This window comes from Nonomuraea fastidiosa (assembly GCF_042751225.1).
Lineage (GTDB): Bacteria > Actinomycetota > Actinomycetes > Streptosporangiales > Streptosporangiaceae > Nonomuraea > Nonomuraea fastidiosa.
In genome coordinates this window covers 4161298-4183427 of sequence record NZ_CP170570.1, presented here as the reverse complement: position 1 = coordinate 4183427, position 22130 = coordinate 4161298, and the positions used below count along the sequence as shown (strand labels likewise).

The window sequence follows — 22130 nt, the reverse complement described above, 5'->3', positions numbered from 1 at the left end:
CTGGGGGGATGATCAGGCGCGCCCACCATACAGTGACAAGCGGTTCAAGAGATGCGAAAAGGGTCACACGGCTCTCCGCGTGACCCTCTCCCCCTTGTGTCTCTCTGCTACGGCCTGTCACACGGCCTGGCGCTTGATCCGGCGGCGCTCCCGCTCGGACAGCCCGCCCCAGATGCCGAAGCGCTCATCATGCTCGAGTGCGTACTCCAGGCACTCGGCACGGACCTCGCACGATCGGCAGACCTTCTTGGCCTCTCTGGTGGAGCCGCCCTTCTCCGGGAAGAACGCCTCCGGATCCGTCTGCGCGCACAAGGCGCGCTCCTGCCAGCCGAGTTCTTCAGCGTCAAGCTGTTCCTGTGCGATGACCGGATCGGTCACTGCACACCTCCCTGCCGCCCGCCCGCAATGGAGCCCCCCATGGACGCCTTCCTTATTACCCACCCACGGGAAGGCGTAACAACATGGTTGTAATTACACGCGTGTGCGCTACGCGGCGTCAAGCGGCATGCAGGTATCCGGGGAAAGACCAGATCTCGCCCCGGTGTGCTCGGCATGTCATGTTCGAGCCCGGCCTGACAGCCTGTGCATGGCGTCGTCCTGGCTCGTGCAACACTCTCAGCGGTCGGAACCGTACCAGGGCGGGATAGACGCCCGCCTGCGGCCCACCTTCTCTCTAGTCGTTCATTGCCGGTCCGTTACCTGCGTGGCTCGTTGGGGGTGTATATGGCGGTCGGGTCGATCGGGTCGTCCCCGGCATGCGCTGGGCGCCGAAGCCGCCGGCCTGCTGGAACCCGTCGAGGCGCATCGTCGAGTCCGCGGGCGCGCTCCCCCACTGCTGGGGGCCGGGGGCGGGCTGCTGCGGGGCCTGGTGGGTGGCGTGGTACTGGCCCTGCTGCGGCTCGTACCCGTGCTGCGGCTGCTGGGGGTGGCCGAAGGGGTCGTCGTACGGGCGGGCCTGCTGGCCGCCGAAGTCGGGGACGGGCTGGTTGCCGGCGTTCGACTGGTAGGTCTCCGCCTGCTGGTAGGCGTCCATGAGCTGCTGGGAGCGCGGGTCCACGGGCTCCTGGTAGGCGGGCTGGACGAACTCGGCGCCCGAGTAGCCGGTGAACGGCTGACCAGCCTGCTGCGCCTGCTGGGCCTGGTCGAAGGCGTTCTGTCCCTGGTACTGCTGCTGGCCGAACGGCTGCTGCTCCTGGTACGAGCCGCCGGGCGCGGTGTCGGCCGGGGCGTAGGCCTGGTCGTTCGCGGCGGGCGCGTACGGGCTCGGCTGCTCGGGCTGCGGAGCATACGGGCTCTGGCCCGGCTGGTTGTAGACGTTCGGCTGGCTGTCGGCCGGGACGTACGGGGCGGGGGTGTACTCACCGGCCGGCGGGTTCGCCGGTGCCGTGTCCGCCGGAGCGTAGGACTGCTGCTCGAAGCCCTGGGAGGCGAAGGGCTCAGGCTGCTGCTGGTCCGACGGCGCGGCGGGCAGGGCGCCTCTGATCTGCGGGGCCGCCTGCTGCTCAGGCTGCCCGGCGGAGCTCGGGGGCTGCGGGCTGTAGCCCGGGGTGGAAGGAGGCTGCGGGCTGTAGCCCGGGGTGGAAGGAGGCTGCTGGCCGTAGCCGGGGGTGGAAGGAGGCTGCTGGCCGTAGCCGGGGGTGGAAGGAGGCTGCTGGCCATAGCCGGACTGGGGGCCGGGGACCGGCTGGGCGGGCTGGCCCGGCTGGGAGGGCTGGCCGGGCTGTGCGGGCTGGTCCGTCTGCTGGCCGCTCATCGGCTGCTGGCCGTAGCCGGGCTGCTGGCCCGACGGGGGCTGCTGATCGTACGCGGCGGCCTGCCCCTGGTCCTGCGGCCCGCCGTGACCGGGCTGCTGGCCGCTCATCGGCTGCTGGCCGTAGCCGGGGTCCTGGGGGCCGCCGAAGCCGGGCTGCTGGGGGAAGCCTGCCTGGCCGGGACCCGCAGGACCCTGAGCCTGGCCGGGCTGGCCGTACGGCTGCTGGTCGAAGAACCCGGGCTGCGGGCCGCCGAACTGGCCGTGGTAGACCTGCGCGGCCGGACGCTGGGGAAGCACCTGCGGCAGGAGGTAGACCAGCGCGATGACGGTCAGAGCGAGGCTCGTAAGACCGCTGAGCAGGAACTCGATGGCCTCGCGCCCGCTGGCGTCGGCGAACAGCCCGCCGACGAACGCCACCAGACCGAACAGCGCCGCGAGGCCCAGACCGGCCACCGCGCCGTACGTGATGGGCTTGGCCTTGGGCGACGGCTCGCCGCCGATCTTGGTCACCAGGAGCACGGACCCGAGCAGCAGCGCCGTCACCACCGGGTTGGTCAGGCTCGACTGGAAGGCGGCGGCGCGGTCGGCGAACGACGACAGCGCCGAGGTGCCGACCAGGATGTGGCCGATCGCCAGCAACACCCTGATCAATCCGCCTACGAGCATGATCCAGGCGGCCGGCTCCCTCAGCCGGGCTACATCAAGTTTGCTCACAAGTACCCCCAACGGACCCATTGGTCCGAAGGGAGTTTGCCACATCACTGACTCGTATGCCGGGAGTCACAGAAAGCACTTCTCTATCAAATCGGCCAATACCTCGATATATACGGTTAACCGCGCCCGCAAATCCGGTCCCGGAGCAGCCTCGTCAGCGGCCGATGGAAGACTGGTGCGCATGCACATCGTGTCCCTCGCCGGCGGCATCGGCGGCGCCCGGTTCCTGCGCGGCCTGCGCGCCGCCGCGCCCGACGCCTCGATCACCGTCATCGGTAACACGGGTGACGACATCACCCTGTTCGGCCTGCGGGTCTGCCCCGATCTCGACACCGTCATGTACACGCTGGGCGGCGGCATCGACGAAGAGCAGGGCTGGGGCCGGGCCAAGGAGACCCACGTCGTCAAGGAGGAGCTGGCCGCGTACGGCGTCGAGCCGCAGTGGTTCGGCCTCGGCGACCGCGACTTCGCCACCCACATCGTGCGCTCGCAGATGCTGGAGGCCGGCTGACCCGCTCTCGCAGATCACCGAGGCGCTCTGCGCCCGCTGGCAACCCGGCGTGCGGCTGCTGCCGATGACCGACGACCGCTGCGAGACGCATGTCGTGATCGAGGACGAGCGCGGCAGGCGCGCGATCCACTTCCAGGAGTGGTGGGTACGCCTGCGCGCCTCGGTGCCCGCCAAGTCGTTCGCGCTGGTCGGGGTCGACACCGCCAAGCCCGCGCCGGGCGTGCTCGAGGCCATCGAGGAGGCCGACGTGGTGGTGCTGCCGCCGTCCAACCCGGTGGTGAGCATCGGCACGATCCTCCAGATCCCCGGCATCCGCGAGGCGCTGCTGCCCAAGACCGTCGTCGGCGTCTCGCCGATCATCGGCGGCGCGCCGGTGCGCGGCATGGCCGATGCGTGCCTGACCGCCATCGGCGTCGAGACGACCGCGCAGGCCGTGCTGGAGCTGTACGGCTCCGAGCTGATCGACGGCTGGCTGGTCGCCGAGGAGGACGCCGGGGTCGCGCTCGACGGCGTCAAGGTCGTCGCCAGGCCGATCCTCATGCACGACGCCGGCGCCGCCGCCGACATCGCGCGTTCCGCCCTCGACCTCGCCAAGGAGCTGGCCCGATGACGTCCCGCCCTGCGACGGCCCGCCAGAAGACCGCCCGGCACCCGACCCAGGAGGCCGCCCGATGACCACGACTCCCCAGCACGTCGAAGTGATCGCCGTGACCGGCCTCGGCGAGGTGCGTCCCGGCGACGACGTGGCGGCGCTGCTCGCCGGCGCCGGCGTACGCGACGGTGACATCGTCGTGGTCACGTCGAAGATCGTGAGCAAGGCGGAGGGCCGGGTACGGCACGCGCCCGACCGCACCCAGGCGATCGCCGAGGAGACCGCGCGCGTGGTCGCGCGGCGCGGCGACACCGTGATCACGCAGACCCGCCACGGCTTCGTGATGGCCGCGGCCGGGGTCGACGCCTCCAACACCGAACCCGGGACGGTGCTGCTGCTGCCCGAAGACCCCGACGCCTCGGCCAGGCGCATCAGGGCGGGGCTCGGCCGCCGGGTCGGGGTGATCGTCTCCGACACGTTCGGGCGACCGTGGCGCAACGGGCTGACCGACGTGGCGATCGGGGTGGCCGGGCTGCGCCCGCTCGACGACTACCGCGGCCGCTCCGACGCGTACGGCAACCAGTTGAGCGCCACGGTCACGGCGCTGGCCGACGAGATCGCGAGCGCCGCCGAGCTGGTCAAGGGCAAGCTCGACGGCGTCCCCGTGGCGATCGTGCGCGGGCTCGCCCACCTGGTGACCGACGACGACGGCCCCGGGGCGAAGCCGCTGGTGCGCCCGGCCGACGAGGACCTGTTCCGCTACGGCTCGCGCGACGTCGTGTTCGCCCGCAGGACGATCAGGGAGTTCTCCGACGAGCCCGTCGATCCCGCGGCGGTGCGCAGGGCGGTCGCGGCGGGCATCGCGGCGCCCGCGCCGCACCACACGACGCCGTGGCGGTTCGTGCTGCTGGAGTCGCCGGAGACCCGGACGAAGCTGCTGGACGCCATGCGCGAGGCGTGGATCGCCGACCTGCGCGGCGACGGCTTCTCCGAGGAGTCGATCGCCAAGCGGATCAAGCGCGGCGACGTGCTGCGCAACGCGCCCTACCTGGTCGTGCCCTGCCTGGTCATGGACGGCTCCCACACCTACCGCGACGACCGGCGCAACGCCTCCGAGCGGGAGATGTTCGTGGTGGCGACGGGCGCCGGGGTGCAGAACTTCCTCATCCAGCTCGCCGTCGAGGGGCTGGGCTCGGCGTGGGTGTCGTCCACGATGTTCTGCCGTCCTGTGGTGCGCGAGGTGCTCGACCTGCCCGCCTCGTGGGACCCGATGGGCTGCGTGGCCGTCGGCCATGCCGCCGCGCCGCCCCGCGACCGCGCGCCGCGCGACCCGGACGACTTCATCCTCACTCGCTGACCGCGGGTTCGCAGGTGGGGTGGCACAGGCGGCGGGCGAGCGCGGAGAGGAACACGTCGATGATCTCGCCCGGCTCCTGCGCCTCGTGCAGCGAGCCGTTCGTGGCCGCGACGATCTTCGCCAGCCCGTCGCGGTCCACGCCCTTGCCGAAGGCGATGACGATGATCTGCACCGGCCGGTCGGGGTCCCATTCGCGCTGGAGCCGGTCGAGCAGCTCGGGCAGCTTGATGCCGGTGCCGTCGTCCCGGCCCGCGGTGATGACCAGCAGCGAGTTGTTCATCTCCTCCCGGTAGTCGCTGGTCACCTTGCGGAAACCGCTGAGCACCGCGTCGTACAGGGAGCTGTCGCGGCGCGGATGCGCCTTGATCGTGCCGGTCAGCTCGTCGAGCCTGCCTCTGCGGACGACCTGGCCCTCCTCGGGCTCGTTGATCGCACCCAGGCCGACGAGCCGCCGGTAGCCCTTGATGCCGCCGATCCCGTCGGCGAACTCCCACAGCCCCATGTGCGTGGAGTCGGGGAAGAGCCGCAGCCCGATCTTCGCCGCGTCGAGCGCGACGTCCAGCCGGGTGCGGCCGTTCAGCCGCTCGGCCATGTGCTTGGAGGTGTCGGTCAGCACGAGGATGTTCGTCGCGGGCGCGAGGCGGCTCCAGGCACGCAGGGCCTCGTCGATGTCCTCGGGCGTCACCGACTCTCTGGTGAGCGGCGCCGCGGCAGGGATGTGCGGGCCCGGCGAGATCGGCCCCGACCGGCCGTCGCCCGACCTGAACCCGGCCTTGCGCACGATCTCCTGCGCCTCAGGGCCGCGCAGCCACTCGGCGAACGCGCTCGACGCCTCGGCCACGGCCGGGTCGCCCGCGGTCACGACGTACGGGTAGTCGAGGTTGATCGTGCCCTCGCGCGGGTGCAGCGCCACCACCGGGTCATCCGACGGCCGCAGGTTGTGCTGCCACACGCTCTGCTCGGGCACGATGACGACCGGCCGCCGCCAGAACGTGTGGTCGTCCACGGCGGCCAGCATGCTGCGGTAGTCGGGGGCCGAGCCGGCCTGCGCCCACCGGACGAACGCGGTCAGCGCCTTGTCGGCGTCGGGCCCGGTGCCGACGACGTCCCTGGCGGCGGCCACGGTCGCGATGCCCGCCCCGGCCAGCGAGGGGTCGGGCACGCGTACGACGTCGGGCTCGTCGTCGTTGGGCGTCAGCCGCCCGCGCACGGTCGAGGGGAAGACCATCCGCCAGTTCATCTGCGTGCCGCCTACGGAGAAGCGCCTGGCCAGCGAGGCCCGCGTGGCGAACACCAGCGGCGAGGTGGCCACCACGCTCTCCTGCGCGGGCAGCGCGCTCGCCCCTGCCGGCGGGCGAGGCGGATCCAGGCCGACGAGTCGGCGATCCAGCCGTCCGGCCGCTCGCGCAGCACGCCCGCCCGGTCGCCGATGAGCGTGCGCAGGACCGTGGCCGGCGGCTGCTCGGTCACCTGGACGAGCACGCACCGGCCGCCCGCGACCGTCTTGGTCGCGTTGAACCGGTCGGCCGCCTCCATGACGGCGGGCGCGATGTCCACGGCGGCCGCGACATCGACGAGAACAGGCTCTCGCGTACGGCACAGCAGACCGCCGCCGCCGAAGACGACGACGAGGCCGGCCGCGACCATCGCCACGGCCGTCAGCCCCGCCAGCATGCCGCGCCGGAACGCTCTCCTGCGGCGCTGCTCGGGGGACAGCGCGGCGCGGTGCCGACCTAACCGCACCATGAACCTCTCCCGCGAGCCCCTTCCCGCGCCTCGCCGGACGTCCCCTCGGACGCCCGCGACGCCCTTTCCGCGCCTCGCGCTGCGCCCCGTCGGGGGCGCCCGCGAGACATTGGTAGAACATGTTACAGCTAGGCCAGCGGCAGGACCCTTCTGACGCTCGTGCAGACGCCGTCGCTGGCCGCCGCGGCCGCCAGCCGCTCCTCGCTCGGCACGCCGTAGTCGGTGGTGCGCTGCCGCACCGGCCGCCCGGTGACCTCGACCATCGCGCGCAGCTCGCTGATCGTCTTGTACGACCCGTTCTCCGACCCGGCCATCCGGCTGATCGTCTCCTCCATCAGCGTGCCGCCGAGGTCGTTGACCCCGCCCTGCAGCACCTGGCGGCACAGGTCGTCGCGGAGCTTGACCCACGAGCACTGGATGTTGTCGATGGCGCCGTGCAGCAGGATCCTCGCGAGAGCGTGCACGGCGCGGTTCTCCTGCGCGGTGGGCCCGGGCCGCGCCACGCCCGCCAGGTAGATGGGCGCGCTGGTGTGCACGAACGGCAGCAGCACGAACTCCGAGAACCCGCCGGTCTCCTCCTGGATGCTCCGGATGAGCTTGATGTGCTTCACCCAGTGCAGGTGGTTGTCGACGTGCCCGTACATCATGGTCGAGGTGGTGGGGATGCCCACCTTGTGCGCGGTGGTGATGACCTCGATCCACTCCTTGGCCGGCAGCTTGCCCTTGGTGAGCACCCAGCGCACGTCGTCGTCGAGGATCTCGGCCGCGGTGCCGGGCAGCGAGTCAACGCCGGCCTCCTTGGCGGCCTCCAGCCAGTCGCGGATGGACATGTTCGTCCGGCTCGCGCCGTTGATGACCTCCATCGGGGAGAACGCGTGCACGTGCATGTCCGGCGTGCGCTCCTTGACCGCCCTGGCGATGTCGAAGTACGCGGTGCCGGGCAGGTCGGGGTGGATGCCGCCCTGCATGCACACCTCGGTGGCCCCGGCCGCCCACGCCTCCTCGGCCCGGTCGGCGACCTGGTCGAGGCTGAGCGTGTAGGCGTCGGCGTCGGTCCTGCGCTGGGCGAAGGCGCAGAAGCGGCAGCCGGTGTAGCAGACGTTGGTGAAGTTGATGTTGCGGTTGACGACGTAGGTGACGTCGTCGCCCACCGCCTCGCGGCGCAGCGCGTCGGCGATGGCGGCCAGCTCGTCCAGCGCCCCGCCCTCGGCCCCGAGCAGCGCCACGGCCTCGGCGTCGGTCAGCCCGGCCGGGTCGGACTCGGCCTTGCGCAGGGCCTGACGCACGTCGCTCGGCGTGGCGGCGGCGACGGTGCCGAGGCGCTCGCGCAGGGCGTCCCAGTCGCCGTAGACGTGGTCGAAGTCGTCGCGGCGGTCGCTGGTGCGGCCGACGGTGTCCACCTCGACGTGCAGGTCCACCCGGCCGGAGGCGGCGAAGCCGCCGTCGGGCTCCTGCCACGGGCGGCCCTCCGGCACGGCGTCCTCGCGGGCCAGGCCGGTCTCGGGGTCGGCCAGCGCGCTGACGTGGCCGATCAGGCGGGGGTCGAGCCAGGGCTCGCCGGCCCGCACGTACTCGGGGTAGATGGTCAGGCGCTCCTTGAGCGTGAACCCGGCCTCCCTGGTACGCGCCGTCAGCTCGTCGATCTGCGGCCACGGCCGCTCCGGGTTGACGTGGTCGGGGGTCAGCGGGGACACGCCGCCCCAGTCGTCGATGCCGGCCCTGATCATCAGCTCGTACTCGGAGTCCACCAGGTTGGGCGGGGCCTGGATGCGGATACGGGGGCCGAGCACGAGCCGGGCCACCGCGATCGTGGCGGCCAGCTCCTGCAGGTCGGCGTCCGGCAGGCCGCGCATCGCGGTGTCGGGCTTGGCGCGGAAGTTCTGCACGATGACCTCCTGGACACCGCCGTACTCCCTGGCCACCTTCCTGATCGCGAAGATCGACTCCGCGCGGTCCTGCACGGTCTCGCCGATGCCGATGAGGATGCCCGTGGTGAACGGCACGTTCGTGCGCCCGGCGTCCTCCAGCACCCGCAGCCGCACCGCCGGGTCCTTGTCGGGCGAGCCGTAGTGCGGCTGCCCCTTCTCCTCGTACAGGCGGCGCGAGGTGGTCTCCAGCATCATCCCCATCGAGGGCGCCACCGGCTTGAGCCGCTGGAAGTCACGCCAGGTCAGCACCCCCGGGTTGAGGTGCGGCAGCAATCCGGTCTCCTCGAGCACCCTGATCGCCATGGCGCGCACGTAGGACAGCGTGTCGTCATAGCCGTGCGCGTCGAGCCACTCCCGAGCCTGGCGCCAGCGGTCCTCCGGGCGGTCGCCCAGCGTGAACAGCGCCTCCTTGCACCCCATCGCCGCCCCCTGCCGGGCGATCTCCAGCACCTCGTCAGGGCTCAGGAACGCCGCCGGCAGCTTGTGCGGCGCGGTCGCGAACGTACAGTAGCCACAACGGTCCCGGCAGAGCCGGGTCAACGGGATGAACACCTTCTTGCTGTAGGTGATGATCCCCTCGCGGCCGGCGGCGCGCAGCCCGGCGTCGCGCACCCGGGAGGCGTGGTCGAGGAGCGTGTCGAGATGCTCGTCACGGGCGTGCAGCAGGACGGTCGCCTCGGTCACGTCGAGCGTCTTGCCGTCCCTGGCGCGGGCGAGGGCGCGGCGGAGCGCGGAGTCAGAACTCATAAAGGGCACAGTACGACGGGCTGAGTTCGCCGTACGCACCCAGGGGTGGCTCAGAACGACCGGTAGTCCCGCACCGGCATGCGCGGACCGCGCGCGGGCGGGCGCAGCCCGGTGAGCCAGACCAGCACGGTCGCCCGGTGCCGATGCCCCGCGTACGGCTCAAGCAGCCGCAGCATCCCCTGGTCGTCGGTCTTCTCCCCGGTCAGCGCGTAGCCGACGAGCTTGGCCAGGTGGTAGTCGCCCACGCTGACCGCGTCGGGGTCGCCGAACGCCCGCTGCCGCACCTCGGCCGAGGTCCACACCCCGACGCCGGGCAGCGCCCGCAGCAGCCGGTCGAGCTCCTGCGAGGTGGCCGCGGCCTCCAGCTTGCCGGCGTGCCAGGCGGCGGTGGCGATGGTCCGCGCGCGTACGGCCTCGGCGCCCGCCCGGTGCCAGTGCCAGCTCGGGATCTGCCGCCACACGGCGGGCTCGGGCACGACCCGCATGCCCTCGGGGGCCGGTCCCGGCGCGGGCTCGCCGTAGCGGGCGAGCAGCCAGCGCCAGGACCGCCACGCCTCCCTGCCGACGACCTTCTGCTCCAGCACGGCGGGCACCAGCGCCTCCATGACCCGCCCGGTACGCCCGATGCGCAGCCCCGGATGCTTCCTGGCCGCCTCGGCCAGCACCTCGTGCCGGACGCTGAAGCCCGAGAGGTCGTCGTCGGCGCCGAGCAGCGCGGGCAGCGTCTCCAGCGCCCATCCGGCTCCGGGGCCCCACGCCTGCCCGAGCACGGCGCCGCCCTGCACGCTCACCCGCAGCGTGCAGGGCCCGTCGGGCGTCCTGGACGTACGCCACACCGCGCCGTCGCGGCCCCTGCGCCAGGTGGGATCGCCGCCGCCCCTGCGATGGGGCTCAAGGGCGAGCTGGACGTCGAGCGGCCCGTCCGGCACCCACCTGCGCTCTTTCACGCGTACAGTCTGCCGCCTCCAGGGACTGCGTTCAGACGTCGCTGGAGTAGCGCAGCGCGCGCTCGGGCAGCTCGACGCCGGGCCAGATGCGCACGCCGTGCTGCAGTTCGTTGCCGGGACCCACGATGGCGCCGTCGCCGATGACCGCGTCGCGCACCACCGTGCCGGCGCAGACGCGCGCGCCCTGGCCGACCACGGAGTCGATGACGGATGCGCCCGCCTCGATGACGCAGTCGTCGCTCAGCACCGAGCCCATCACCGTGGCCCCCGCCTCCACCACCGCGCGGGCGCCGACGGCCGTGCCGCCGAGCACCTTGGCGTCGGGCGAGACCCGCGCGCCGTCGAGCGCCAGGTATTGGCCAGGCGGGCCGGGCAGCGCGGGCGAGGACAGCCGCCCGAGCACCAGGTCGCGCGAGCCCTGCACGAAGGCGGCGGGTGTGCCGACGTCGAGCCAGTAGGTGCGGGTGGCGTAGCCGAGCACGAGCCGCCCCGACTCGATGAGGCCGGGGAACGTCTCGCGCTCGACCGACACGACCTCGCCGCGCGGTATGGAGTCGATCACCGACCGGGTGAAGACGTAGCAGCCGGCGTTGATGCGGTTGGTGACGGGGTTGGGCGTCTTCTCCAGGAACGCCGTGACCCGGCCCTCGTCGTCGGTCGGCACGCAGCCGAACCGGCTGGGGTCGACCACTTCTGTCAAATGGAGCGTTACAGCGGCCTCGCGCGCGCGGTGAAGGCGGACCTGCTCGCCGATGTCGTGCCCGGACAGGATGTCGCCGTTGAGTACGAGCACCGGATCATCGGGACCGGAGGTGAGCGCCTCGGCGGCGTTGCGGATCGCCCCGCCGGTGCCGAGCGGCGTCTCCTCCGTTATGTACTCGAGCGAGAGCCCGAAAGCCGACCCGTCGCCGAAGGCCGGCTCGAACATGGACGCCTTGTACGAGGTCGCGAACACGATGCGGCGCACGCCGAACGATCGTGCGCGCGCCAGCTGGTGGGCCAGGAACGGCACCCCCGCGGTCGGCAGCAGCGGCTTCGGCGTGCCCAGTGTCAGCGGACGCAGGCGCGTGCCCTGCCCCCCGACCAGGAGGATCGCCTCGAGGTCTGGCAAAGAGCTCTCCATCACTCCGTGAGGTTACCGAACTATTCGATCGCGCGTTGATAAGAGCTGAGATGCGCTTCCGCCGAGGCGTCCCAGGTGAACTCGCGGGCCCGCGCCAGGCCGGCTTCGCTGAGCTGCCGCCTGCGTTCGGGGGACGACAGGAGCTGGCCGAGCGCGTCGGCGATGCTGTCGGCGTCCGGCTCGGTGTAGGCCACCGCGTCGCCGCCGACCTCGGGCAATGACGTGCGGTGCGTCGTCAGCACCGGCGCGCCGCAGGCCATCGCTTCGAGCACCGGCAGCCCGAACCCCTCGCCGCGCGAGGGGAAGGCGACGACGAGCGCGCCGCCGAGGAAGCCGGGCAGCTCGGGCGCGCTGAGGTAGCCGGGCCTGACCACTCTGACCGTGGCCTCCACCTCGCGGCAGGCGGCGTCCACGTCGTCCTCGTGCACGCCACCGCCGATCACCAGCGCCGGCGGCTTGTCCAGCCGCTTGACGGCGGCGGCGAAACCGCGGATGAGGTTGGGGACGTTCTTGCGGGGGTCGAGCGCGCCCAGGAACGCCACGTACGGCTGGCCGTGCAGCCCGCAGCGCGTGGCGGCCCGCTTGATCTCCTCCTCGGTCGGCGGGTGGAACTGCGTCATGTCCACGCCGTGGTAGGCGACGTCGATGCGGGTGGGGTCGGCGTCCAGCACCCGGATCAGCTCGTCCCTGGTGGCCTTGGACGGCACGATGATGCGCCGGGCGTGGCGTACGGCGGTGCGGGTGGCGGAGCGGAAGAAGGACGCGCGCGGGCTGTGCTGGTCGGGCTCGGTGAACCAGGTGACGTCGTGCACGGTCACCACGGTCGGCACGCCCGAGCCGAGCGGGATGGAGTAGTAGGGGGCGTGGATGACGTCGGCGCCGGCCTTGCGGGCGAGCAGCGGCAGGCCGGTCTGCTCCCACGCGAGCCTGGCGGCCCTGTTGGCGATGGCGACGGGCCCGGGGATGACTTCAGCGGACGGAGCCAGGCGGCGGTAGCGCTCGGCCTCCGTGCGCTGGCAGACGACGGACAGCTGCGCACCGGCCCGATCGAGCGCGGCCACGAGCCCGTCCACGTACCTGATCAGCGCTCCGCGGTCCGCGGGTACCGCGGCCGCATCGACGAGCACACGAGGCATACGAAGATCTTCTCCCCTCAAGATCAACGCGGGACCGGGCGTCCCCCTCTGAAATTTCAGCTTATGACCAGCCTCCCCTAAATCGTGGGCTAAATCACACTGAGTCGCGACGCGCCGCGATTCCCGCGGTGCCCGCGCAGATGAGGTCGCCGGCGATGATCACGACGCGGGAGGCGAGGGCCACCGCGATCGCCGAGCCGCGGTCGAGCTGGGGAGCGAGCACCGCGACCATGGCGACCTCCCTGACGCCCGCGCCCGCGGGGATCACGAAGGTGAGGATGCCGAGGCACCACGACAGCGCGAACGCGCCGATGGCGAAGATCAGGCCGCCCTGCGGGACGACGAAGTAGAGATGGACGCCGTAGGCCACCCAGCCGGCCAGCGCCCAGCCGAGCGCGGTGAGCATGCCGCGCCTGGTCAGCGGGCGTTCGAGCGGCTCGCGGCGCAGCTTGCGCAGGGCGAAGCCGATCACCGCGTTGACGACCTTGGGCTCCAGCGCCACGAGCAGCACGGGGATGAACAGCAGCAGCCAGCCGAACCTGTCCCAGCCGAGCGTGACGAGCGTGACCAGCAGGCCGGTGGCGAGCTGGATGGGCATCATCAGGAAGAACGCCGCGGCGCTGCGGGTGCGCGGCACGCCGAGGTCGCGGCCCATCTCCATCTGGGCGAGCACCGGCCAGACCGTGCCGGGGATGTACTTGCCGAGCTGGCCGACGAAGAACACCTTCGCGGCCGGGCGTACCGGCAGCGGCGAGCCGAGGTCGGACAGCAGCGTGCGCCAGGTCAGCATGGCTCCGAGCAGGGCGGCGACGACCGCGACCAGCGAGCCGCCGAGCGCCGGGGGCGACATCCTGGCGAAGCCGGCGACGACGGCGTCCCACTCCCTGATCACCGCCCAGGCGCCGAAGCCGAGCGCGATCGCCAGGAAGCCGTATCTCACCAGACGGCGAGCCGGCGAGCGGCGGGGCACGGCCTCGGAAGCGGCCTCGTCGGTGGTCACAGCGGCCGCACTCGCTCGGGCGGCTGCGGCAGGTGCGCGCCGATCGGCTTGCGCGCCCGCTTGGTGGCCACCCACAGGTATGTCGGCACGAGGGGCAGCAGCAGCCTGAGCACCCCGCGCGGCGTGTGCGCGAGCACGGCCCTGACCACCTTGCCGAGCAGGCCGGGGAACAGCTCGCCGCCCGCGAACCTCTCCGGCGTGGCCAGCACCGGGATCGTGTAGTCCCACACGTGGAAGGCGCGCAGCATCTTCCGCAGCCCGCGCCGGGTCCTGAACCGCTCGTAGTAGTGGTCGGCCCGGCCGAAGGCGCGCACGTAGCGGTCGGCGAGCGCGGGCGGCAGGTAGGACAGGAACGGCAGCTTGTAGTGCGGCTCCATGATGCCGAGCCGGTTGCCGAGCCCGAGGTAGAGCACGCCGTCGTCGGACAGCACCCGGTGCATCTCGGCCACCACCGCGTCGGGGTCGACGACGTGCTCGTAGATGTGGTTGAACACCAGCACGTCGATCGAGTTGTCGGGGAACGGCAGCGCCGTGCCGTCGCCGCAGACGAACGCCACCCGGTCGCCGAACCGGTCGGCCGCCTTGCGCAGCCCCGGCACGTCGATGTCGATGCCCAGGGTGTGCTTCGCGCCCGCCTGAGCCAGCTCGTCGGCGATGAAGCCGGCCGAGCAGCCGACGTCGCCCACGGTGCGCCCGTGGAGCGGCCCGTAGAAATGCTCCAGGACGGCGATGATCTTCGCCGCCTTCCGCCGCCGCTTCGCCTCGTCGAGCATGGCGGACTGGAACTCGGAGTATTCGAGCTGCGCGACCCGTTGCTTCACCCGTTGTCTGACCACGACTCCCAACCGTACCGACCTCCGCGCCCCTTCGACGTCAAACGGCTTTGGTACGGTGGCCGACCCAGCGGAACGCTGACGAATGGGGGCACAGTGGCGCTTTTCGACAAGATCCGCGGCGAGTTCATCGACATCGTCGAATGGCTGGACGACAGCCGCGACACCCTCGTCTGGCGCTTCCCCCGGTACGACAACGAGATCAAGATGGGCGCCCGGCTCATCGTGCGCGAGTCGCAGGTCGCCGTCTTCGTCAACGAGGGCCGCATCGCGGACGCGTTCGCGCCCGGCACGTACACGCTGGAGACGCGGAACCTGCCGGTGCTGTCCACGCTGAAGGGCTGGAAGCACGGCTTCCACTCCCCCTTCAAGGCCGAGGTGTACTTCGTCAGCACCCGGCAGTTCGCCGACTTCAAGTGGGGCACGCGCAACCCGATCATCGTGCGCGACCCCGAGTTCGGGCCGGTGCGGCTGCGGGCGTTCGGCGCGTACTCGGCCAGGGTGACCGACGCCCGCGCGCTGCTGCGCGAGCTGGCCGGGACCGACCCGCAGTTCCGCACCGAGGAGGTGGAGGGCTACCTGCGGCAGATGGTCGTCGGCCGGCTCGCTCACGCGCTCGCCACCGCCGGCGTGCCGCTGCTCGACCTCGCCGCCGGGCAGCACGAGATCAGCCGGCGGATCGCGCGGGCGCTGACCGAGGACCTCGCCGGGGTGGGCCTGTCGATCCCCGCCTTCACCATCGAGAACATCTCGCTGCCGCCCGAGGTGGAGCAGGCGCTCGACAAGCGCTCCCAGATGGGCATCGTGGGGGATCTCGGCGAGTACGCCCGCTTCCAGGCGGCCGGCGCGCTGGACGGCGCGGCCGGTACCGGCGAGGGCGTGGGGCTCGGGATCGGCATGGGCATGGGGGCGGCCGCCGGTCAGCACCTCGCCGCCGCACTCCAGCCCCAAGCCCCGCACGGCCGGCAAGCGCCTCAGCCCGCGCCGCCGCAGGCACCTCAGGCTGCCCCGCCGCAGGCGGCGCAGCCCGTCCCGCCTCACCCGCCTCAGGACGTCCCGCCGCCGCTGCCGCGGACCTGGTACCTCGGGGTGGGCGGCGAGCAGCGCGGCCCGTACGCGGAGAAGGACCTGAGGGCGGCCGGGCTGACCGCCGACACGCTCGTGTGGACGTCCGGCATGCCCCAGTGGCTGCCCGCCCGCGACGTGCCCGAGCTGGCCGCGCTCCTGCGCGACACCCCGCCCGCCTGACCAGGACTCCGCAGACCCGCGCAGGCGGCCGGGAGCCGATCAGGAGCGCGGCGCCCGGCCGCGGACCCGCAGACCGGCGCCCGGCCGCGGACCCGCAGACCAGAGCCCGACCAGGAGCCCCGACCAGGAGCCCAGACCAGGAGCCCAGACCAGGAGCACAGCAATGTCCTCGCCCACCCAGACGCCCGCCCATCCGTGCCAGGGGTGCGGCGCGAGCGTGGAGTACACCCCAGGGACTCTCGCGCTGCGCTGCCCGTACTGCGGCTTCGAGCAGCGGATCGCGCCGCCCGCGCGGCCAGTCCGCGAGTTCTCCTACGACGCCTTCCTGGCCAAGCCGCGCGTCCGCGCGCTCGCGCCCAACAGGTTCACCTGTCCCGGCTGCGGCGCGCGCACCGAGAGCGACGCGCTGTCGCGGGCCTGCCAGTTCTGCGGCACTCCCCTGGTGGCGGACACGGCGGGCGGCGACCAGATCGCGCCCGAGGCGGTGCTGCCGTTCGCGCTCGACAGGAACGGCGCCAGGCAGGCCCTGCGTACGTGGGTGCGCAGCCGCTGGTTCGCCCCAGCCGGCTGAAGAAGGTCTCCGAGGCGGAGACCATGAAGAGCACGTACCTGCCGCACTGGACGTACGACGCCCGCACGGTCTCCGACTACACCGGCCGGCGCGGCGAGCACTACTACGTCACCACCACCCACACCGACTCCAACGGCCGCACGACCACCCGCCGCGAGCGGCGCACCCGCTGGTATCCGGCGCGCGGCCGGGTGGCCCGGGACTTCGACGACGTGCTGGTCCCCGCCACCCGGAGGCTCCCCGCCGACCGCCTCGGCAAGCTGCAGCCGTGGCCGCTGAAGCAGGCGCTGCCGTACGAGCCCGCGTACGTGGCCGGGCACCACAGCCTGCGCTACGACGTCGAGCCGCAGACGGGCATGGAGCAGGCGAAGGGGATCATGGCCAAGGTCATCGAGGCGGACTGCCGGCGCGACATCGGCGGCGACGTCCAGCAGGTGCACCGGGTGGACACGCACTATTCGGACGTCACGTTCAAGCTGGTGCTGCTGCCGGTGTGGGTGGGCAACTACCTGTTCGGCGGCAAGACGTACCAGGTGCTCATCAACGGCGTGAGCGGGGAGGTGCAGGGCGAGCGGCCGTACAGCGTGGTGAAGATCGTCGCGGCGGTGACGGCCGCGCTGGCGCTCGTCGCCTGCGTCGTCTGGCTTTACCAGACGTACCGCGCGTAACCTGGCCTGATGCTCCGCCGACTGCTGCGCATCTATCTCGCTCTGGTCGCGCTCGCTTTCCTCGGCTACGGGATCGCCTCCAACTGGCAGGAGACCAGCGCCGCACTGTCGCGCATGTCGCCGTGGGCCGTGGCCGGCGCGTTCGGCTCCGTGCTGCTCGGTCAGTTCTTCATGCTGGTGGCCTGGCGGGAGATCCTCGCGGGGCTGGGCACGCGGCTGCCGCTGCCGATCGCCGGGCGGATCATGTTCGTGGGCCAGCTCGGGAAGTACATCCCGGGCGCGGTGTGGGCGTACGCGGCGATGATGGACCTCGGCCGCGACCACGGCAGCCCGCCGCGCCGCACGTTCGCCACGATCTCGCTCGGCCTGGTGATCAACCTCGGGGTGGCGATCTCGATCGCGGCGGCCACGCTCGGCACGCAGGAGGCGGTGCGGCAGGCGTGGTACCTCGTGCTGCTGGTGCCGGTCATCATCGTCTGCCTGCACCCGAAGGTGCTGACCTGGGGCCTCAACCTGGCGCTGCGGGTCGCGCGCAGGGAGCCGCTGGAGAACGCACTGCCCGGCCGTACGGTGCTGGTGGCGGTGGGCTGGACGGCGCTCGGCTGGATCGTCTACGGCCTGCACATCTGGCTCGTCGCGGGCCGCACCGACCTCTACGTGATCGCCACCGGCGCCTACGCGTTCGCCTGGGCAACCGGCATCCTGGCCGTCGTGATCCCGGCCGGGGTCGGCATCAGGGAGGGCGCCCTGGTGCTGGTGCTGGGGCCGCTCATCGGCACGCCCGCGGCGCTCGCGGTGGCGATCGTGTCGCGGGTGGCGTTCACGCTGGCCGACGCCGCGCTGGCGGGGCTGTTCGTGCTCCTCGGCCGTCAGGCGGCGAGCAAGGCCCCCGCGTACGCCGACCAGAACGGCTCGGGATCGACCGCCTTGACCCCCGACCGCAACCTCTCGGGCTCGCCCGAGGCGTAGAACCGCTCGATCGCCTCGCGCAGCGCGCCCACGTCGTTGGGCTCGACCAGCAGGCCGTCCACGCCGTCGGTGATGTGCTCGGCCAGCGCGCCCACCCGGGTGGCGATCACCGGCACGCCGTGCTCGTGGCCGAGCCAGACGTTCTGGCTGGCCGTGGCGCTGCGGTAGGGCAGCACGAGCGCGTCGGCGGTGGCGAACAGCTTCGGCACCTCGCTCGCCGCGACGTAGCCGGGCCGCAGGTCCACCCGGTCGCCGATGCCCAGCTCGGCGATCAGCGCCTTCGTCTCGTCGAGCCCGCCCCAGAACTCCCCCGCCACGGTGAGCGAGATGCCCTCGGGCAGCGCCCGCAGCAGCAGGTCGAGCCCCTTGTACGGGCGCACGATGCCGAAGAACAGCAGCCTGCGGTGCACCTCCTGCGAGCGCTCCGCCGTCGTGGACGGCAGGTGCGGCGGCAGCCCGGCCACGCTGACCGGCGTGGCGGCGAGCACGCGCGCCAGCTCCGCCTGCTGATCGGAGTGGGCGAGCACGCCGTCGACCCGGCCGAGCAGCGCCTTCATCAGCGGCTCGTCGTAGAACTTGCGCTCGTGCGGCAGCACGTTGTGGCAGAGCGCGACCGTGCGGGCGCGGCGCTTGAGGCCGTACAGGATGCCCAGGTAGGCGGGCACCTGCACCGGGCTGAGCACGGCGAGCACGACCAGGTCCGCCGAGCGCAGCCGCCGCCCGGCGGCCACCCATCCGTCGGGCCGCCGCCAGTCGAGCCTGCGCAGCGTCCTGTCGTACGGGGTGCCCTCGGGCTCGGAGATCGTCTGCTGCCCCGGGTAGAGGAACGACGGGTATTGGGCGCGCCAGGACTCGATCACCACGTCGTGGCCGAGCGCCGACAGCCGGTGCGCCAGCTCCGTGGTGTGCTGGGCCCCGCCGCCCTTGTACGGGTAGGTCGGCCCGATGATCGCGATGCGCACGGTCACTCGCCCCGCGAGCGCACGATCAGGTCGGCGAGCAGCGCCACGGACCCGATCAGCATGCCCGAAAGGAAGATCATGACGGTGTTGGCGGGGAAGTAGAACGGGTGCTGGATCATGTCCCAGACGCCCTTGACGAACCCGATGCCGACCAGCCACAGCGCCGGCGGCATGAGCACCTTGAGCGGGTTGAAGTACATGATCATCCGCAGCACCTGGAGGATGTAGCGGTAGGCGTCGGAGACGAAGCTGAACTTCGACTTGCCGGCCCGCTTGGAGTATTCGGTCGGCAGGTAGTAGATGTCGTGCTGGTTCATCAGGAACGACAGCGTGATCGTCGTGACGCACGAGAACCCGGGGGGCAGCAGCCGCAGGTAGGGCCGCGCCACCTCTTTGCGGAAGGCCCGCAGGCCGGAGTTGAGGTCGGGGATCTTCTGGCCCGCCAGCATCTCCGCGATCTTGCGGATCACCCACTTGGCCGGCACGCGCAGCAGCTTGTGTGAGCCCTCCTCGCTGGTGCGCGCCCCGACCACCTGGTCGATCGACGGGTCCTTCTCCAAAATCTGCACCAGCTCGGGGATGCGCTCGTTGGCGTAGGACATGTCGGCGTCGGTCCACACCACGATCTCGCCCCTGGCCTCCTGCGTGCCGATGCGCCGCACGGTGCCGGAGCCGCCGTTGCGGTGGAAGGCGCGCACGCGCAGGTGCGGATAGTCGGGTGCGGCCTCCTTCAGCCGCGCCAGAGTCTCGTCGGTGGAGCAGTCGTCGATGGCGACGAGCTCGTACGTGTAGCCGCTCGAGTCCATCGCCTTGGTGATGCGCTCCACCTCGTCGATGACGTGGTCCTGCTCGTTGTAGCAGGGCAGGACGATCGTGACGTACGGCGCTTCTTCCACGGCGGTTCCACTCTTGGGGGTCTCTGGCGTGCTCACGGGGGTCGAGGTTACTCTGCCCGGCTGGAAGGCGAGTGCACATCGCCCCAGCGGGGACCCCGGCTTGCGGGACTTCTCCTCCCAGTGTGACTCATCTCGGTCAGGCCACGGTCATCCAGACGTTGATTCTCAGCGACCAAGTGGCATTGGGAGCTTCAGTGAGCGACCGCTCGTCCTGCCGCGTGACCAGCCGCATCACCTGCGTGGCCGGTCCGTACGGCGAGACCTGCGGCTCCTCGGCCCCCATCAGCACCGGCACCCGGCCCGCCGCGCGCACCCGCTCGATCTGGCGGCGCACCTCGCTCTGCGGCGCGACGTCGCCGCCCCGCCGCTTCACCCTCGCCGCCGGCCGGTCGCACATCCCCCGTACGACCTGAACGAACCTGTCACCGGTCACCCGCTCGACGAACAGCACCGACGCCCGCTCGGGGAGGCGCGCGCACATCGCCTCGATCGCCGCCGCCTCGCCGCGCTCGACCGGCGTGAACGCGGTGCCGATCGACGTCACCGCGGGCGGCGCGAGCACCAGCAGCACCGCCATCACCGTGCCCCACTTGAGCACCAGCGGGCCGTGCCGGTCCATCAGCCGCCGCAGCCGGGTCAGCCCGTACGCGGCCAGCAGGATCACTCCCGGGATCACCACCGGCACCAGGCGGCGGGCGGCCCACGGGTGGTCGGGGGTGATCTCCGGCCGCAGCAGCGTGGTGACCGTCGTCCAGCCCACCACCGCGAGCGGCAGCAGCCAGGCGAACGACGAGCCGTCGCGCAGCAGGCGGCGCACGAGGAGCGCGGCGGCGATCGTGGCCAGCGCCAGCGTGGCGGGGCCGAGGTACCAGGTGACCCAGTGCAGGGAGTTCTCGAAGTACAGGCGGGTGCCGTCCTCCGGCAGGCCGTTGGCGCGCTGGATCTGCCGGATCATCTCGTACGTGCGCCAGTCGTCCGGGTTCGACGGCTGCCTGGTGACCGTCTGGTACCACGGGCGGGCGTACAGGGCCACCATGAGCAGCACGGTCAGCACCGCGCCGGTCCTCGGCACCCACCGGGGCATGCGGAGGCGGGCAAGCACGGGGGCGGCGGCCGTGCCCGCGGCGGTCAGCACGAGGACGGCGGCGCTGATGAGCAGCAGCGGCCGCACCGAGCCCGACAGATACTCCAGGTACGGCCTGGCCAGCAGGTACGCCGCCGCGAGCCCGACACCGGCGCCGGCCACCAGCCCCGCGAGCAGCGGCGGCCCGAGGCGGCCCACCGGGCGGCCCAGCCTGCGCAGCGCGATCAGCAGCCCGGCGAAGGCGAGCACCGGCAGCGCGTCGCGCAGCCCGTCGATCCTGACCAGCACCGCGAGCCCGAACACCAGCCCGGCGAGCAGCGCCTTCAGCCGGTTCGGCCGGCCGTCGCCGGCTCCCGTGAGCGCGGTGCCCGCCAGCGCGTCATAGGCCAGCGCCAGCCCGCCGAACAGCAGGATCATCGACGGGATCTCGCTGAACGTGGTCCGCGAGGTGTACAGGACCGGCATGCAGATCGCGAACGCCGTGGCCGCGACCACGGCCCAGCGCGCCCCGGCCAGCCGCGCCACCACGCCGCCCAGCGTGAGCACCGCGAGCGCGCCGAGCACCACGGGCATCATGAACGGCGCGCCCAGCCAGTCGCCGATCGCGAACAGCATCGGCGGGCCCGGCATGAACTGCGGCAGCACCCCGCCGTCCACGGCGTAGAACCCGACGCTGTCGAACTCCAGGCCAGGGTCCGGGCCGCCGAACGCCTCGGGGTGCACCGGGATCGGCAGCGAGCCGTGGCCGGCGATCCAGGCGGCGTACTGGGCGTAGGTGGCCGGGTCTCGCCTGACGGCGAGCTGCTCCGAGTGCAGGAGCGCGTTGAAGATCCCGGAGGCCAGCGCCACGCCCACGACTCCGAAGAGCTGCCACCAGGCCGCCCGCAGCCCCCAGCCGTCGGGCTCGTCCTGGACGAGGCTCTTCGGTGCGCGGTCCCGTGCCGGGCTCTCGGGCTCGCCGTCCCGGACCGGGCCGTTGGGTTCGCTCTCCTGAACCGGGCTCTCGGGTCCGCCGTCCCGGACCGGAACCCCGGCCGCCCCGGCCCGCAGGCCGCGGGTGCCCGCCCAGCACAGCAGCGCCGCCGCGGCCACGCCGAGGATCGTGACGGGGACCGGCGTGAACCAGCCGAGCAGCAGCAGCGGGAACCCGGCGAGCAGCCAGCCCGCCACGGCCAGCGCGGGCAGCACCGACAGCGTGGCGAGCCACCGGCCGGGACGATGATCGTGTTCCATCGGAGACCGAGCGTATCCAACCCCGCGGACCTGCCGTGGCCGCGGGCGGCCGTAGGGGCGCTCGGGACGGGCCGGAGGCTCGGGCAGGTCGAGAACGCCGGTAGCGTACGCG

At 72.3% G+C, this 22130-nt stretch carries 18 protein-coding genes and 1 pseudogene; 6 read left to right on the top strand and 13 right to left on the bottom strand.

Annotation, left to right across the window (positions count from 1 at the left end):
- Positions 1-117: 117 nt before the first annotated feature.
- Entirely contained in the window at positions 118-378 is a 261-nt protein-coding gene (locus tag ACFMQL_RS19345) for a WhiB family transcriptional regulator (RefSeq protein ID WP_176903063.1), read from the bottom strand.
- Positions 379-673: 295 nt separating this feature from the next.
- Positions 674-2467, bottom strand: a complete 1794-nt coding sequence (locus ACFMQL_RS19340) for a hypothetical protein (RefSeq protein WP_378786338.1) — start codon at positions 2465-2467, stop codon at positions 674-676.
- Between the two features lie 181 nt (positions 2468-2648).
- Between ACFMQL_RS19340 and cofD the strand changes: the two are divergent.
- Together cofD and ACFMQL_RS19330 are read left to right on the top strand one after the other, a co-directional pair.
- A pseudogene (gene cofD / locus ACFMQL_RS19335) lies at positions 2649-3588 on the top strand (2-phospho-L-lactate transferase).
- Between the two features lie 61 nt (positions 3589-3649).
- The gene (locus ACFMQL_RS19330) at positions 3650-4927 is read left to right on the top strand and encodes a coenzyme F420-0:L-glutamate ligase (protein WP_364060131.1); all 1278 of its coding nucleotides are present in this window, start codon (positions 3650-3652) and stop codon (positions 4925-4927) included.
- On the opposite strand, the gene ACFMQL_RS19325 is transcribed toward ACFMQL_RS19330, so the two are convergent.
- The 8 genes from ACFMQL_RS19325 to ACFMQL_RS19290 all read right to left on the bottom strand — a co-directional run bounded on the left by ACFMQL_RS19325 (position 4917) and on the right by ACFMQL_RS19290 (position 14390).
- Positions 4917-6239 carry a substrate-binding domain-containing protein gene (locus tag ACFMQL_RS19325; protein ID WP_378786336.1) on the bottom strand — a complete coding sequence of 441 codons (1323 nt, stop codon included), beginning with the start codon at positions 6237-6239 and terminating at the stop codon, positions 4917-4919. The genes ACFMQL_RS19330 and ACFMQL_RS19325 overlap by 11 nt on opposite strands.
- Entirely contained in the window at positions 6179-6673 is a 495-nt protein-coding gene (locus ACFMQL_RS19320) for a substrate-binding domain-containing protein (RefSeq protein ID WP_378786335.1), read from the bottom strand. Before ACFMQL_RS19320 ends, ACFMQL_RS19325 begins: the two co-directional genes overlap by 61 nt.
- A gap of 128 nt (positions 6674-6801) precedes the next feature.
- Positions 6802-9348 carry a bifunctional FO biosynthesis protein CofGH gene (locus ACFMQL_RS19315; RefSeq protein WP_378786333.1) on the bottom strand — a complete coding sequence of 849 codons (2547 nt, stop codon included), beginning with the start codon at positions 9346-9348 and terminating at the stop codon, positions 6802-6804.
- 50 nt (positions 9349-9398) lie between these two features.
- Positions 9399-10295, bottom strand: coding sequence for a DNA-3-methyladenine glycosylase 2 family protein (locus ACFMQL_RS19310; RefSeq protein ID WP_364060123.1), 897 nt, complete (start codon positions 10293-10295; stop codon positions 9399-9401).
- Between the two features lie 31 nt (positions 10296-10326).
- On the bottom strand, positions 10327-11418 hold the full coding sequence (locus ACFMQL_RS19305) for an NDP-sugar synthase (protein ID WP_364061359.1): 1092 nt from the start codon (positions 11416-11418) through the stop codon (positions 10327-10329).
- 20 nt (positions 11419-11438) lie between these two features.
- Complete coding sequence (locus ACFMQL_RS19300) at positions 11439-12554, bottom strand: glycosyltransferase family 1 protein (RefSeq protein WP_364060120.1); 1116 nt, start codon at positions 12552-12554, stop codon at positions 11439-11441.
- Between the two features lie 94 nt (positions 12555-12648).
- A complete protein-coding gene (locus tag ACFMQL_RS19295; protein ID WP_378786330.1) occupies positions 12649-13554 on the bottom strand; it encodes a lysylphosphatidylglycerol synthase domain-containing protein in 906 nt (301 codons plus the stop codon).
- Positions 13551-14390, bottom strand: a complete 840-nt coding sequence (locus ACFMQL_RS19290; RefSeq protein ID WP_364060114.1) for a methyltransferase domain-containing protein — start codon at positions 14388-14390, stop codon at positions 13551-13553. Before ACFMQL_RS19290 ends, ACFMQL_RS19295 begins: the two co-directional genes overlap by 4 nt.
- 93 nt (positions 14391-14483) lie before the next feature.
- Here ACFMQL_RS19290 and ACFMQL_RS19285 point away from each other — a divergent pair, with 93 nt between their 5' ends.
- The 4 genes from ACFMQL_RS19285 to ACFMQL_RS19270 all read left to right on the top strand — a co-directional run bounded on the left by ACFMQL_RS19285 (position 14484) and on the right by ACFMQL_RS19270 (position 17843).
- Positions 14484-15635, top strand: coding sequence for an SPFH domain-containing protein (locus ACFMQL_RS19285; protein WP_378786328.1), 1152 nt, complete (start codon positions 14484-14486; stop codon positions 15633-15635).
- 163 nt (positions 15636-15798) lie between these two features.
- The gene (locus tag ACFMQL_RS19280) at positions 15799-16206 is read left to right on the top strand and encodes a hypothetical protein (RefSeq protein WP_378786326.1); all 408 of its coding nucleotides are present in this window, start codon (positions 15799-15801) and stop codon (positions 16204-16206) included.
- A 23-nt stretch (positions 16207-16229) separates the two neighbouring features.
- Positions 16230-16874, top strand: coding sequence for a hypothetical protein (locus ACFMQL_RS19275; protein ID WP_378786324.1), 645 nt, complete (start codon positions 16230-16232; stop codon positions 16872-16874).
- Positions 16875-16883: 9 nt separating this feature from the next.
- The gene (locus tag ACFMQL_RS19270; protein WP_378786322.1) at positions 16884-17843 is read left to right on the top strand and encodes a YbhN family protein; all 960 of its coding nucleotides are present in this window, start codon (positions 16884-16886) and stop codon (positions 17841-17843) included.
- Here ACFMQL_RS19270 and ACFMQL_RS19265 read toward each other — a convergent pair.
- The 3 genes from ACFMQL_RS19265 to ACFMQL_RS19255 all read right to left on the bottom strand — a co-directional run bounded on the left by ACFMQL_RS19265 (position 17744) and on the right by ACFMQL_RS19255 (position 22018).
- Positions 17744-18805: a glycosyltransferase family 4 protein gene (locus tag ACFMQL_RS19265; protein ID WP_378790180.1), complete on the bottom strand. Its 1062-nt coding sequence runs from the start codon at positions 18803-18805 to the stop codon at positions 17744-17746. The two genes, ACFMQL_RS19270 and ACFMQL_RS19265, sit on opposite strands and share 100 nt — an antisense overlap.
- Positions 18806-18807: 2 nt before the next feature.
- A complete protein-coding gene (locus ACFMQL_RS19260; RefSeq protein ID WP_364060102.1) occupies positions 18808-19737 on the bottom strand; it encodes a glycosyltransferase family 2 protein in 930 nt (309 codons plus the stop codon).
- 100 nt (positions 19738-19837) lie between these two features.
- Positions 19838-22018 (bottom strand): hypothetical protein, encoded by a 2181-nt coding sequence (locus ACFMQL_RS19255; protein WP_364060099.1) that lies wholly within the window; start codon positions 22016-22018, stop codon positions 19838-19840.
- Positions 22019-22130: the final 112 nt, after the last annotated feature.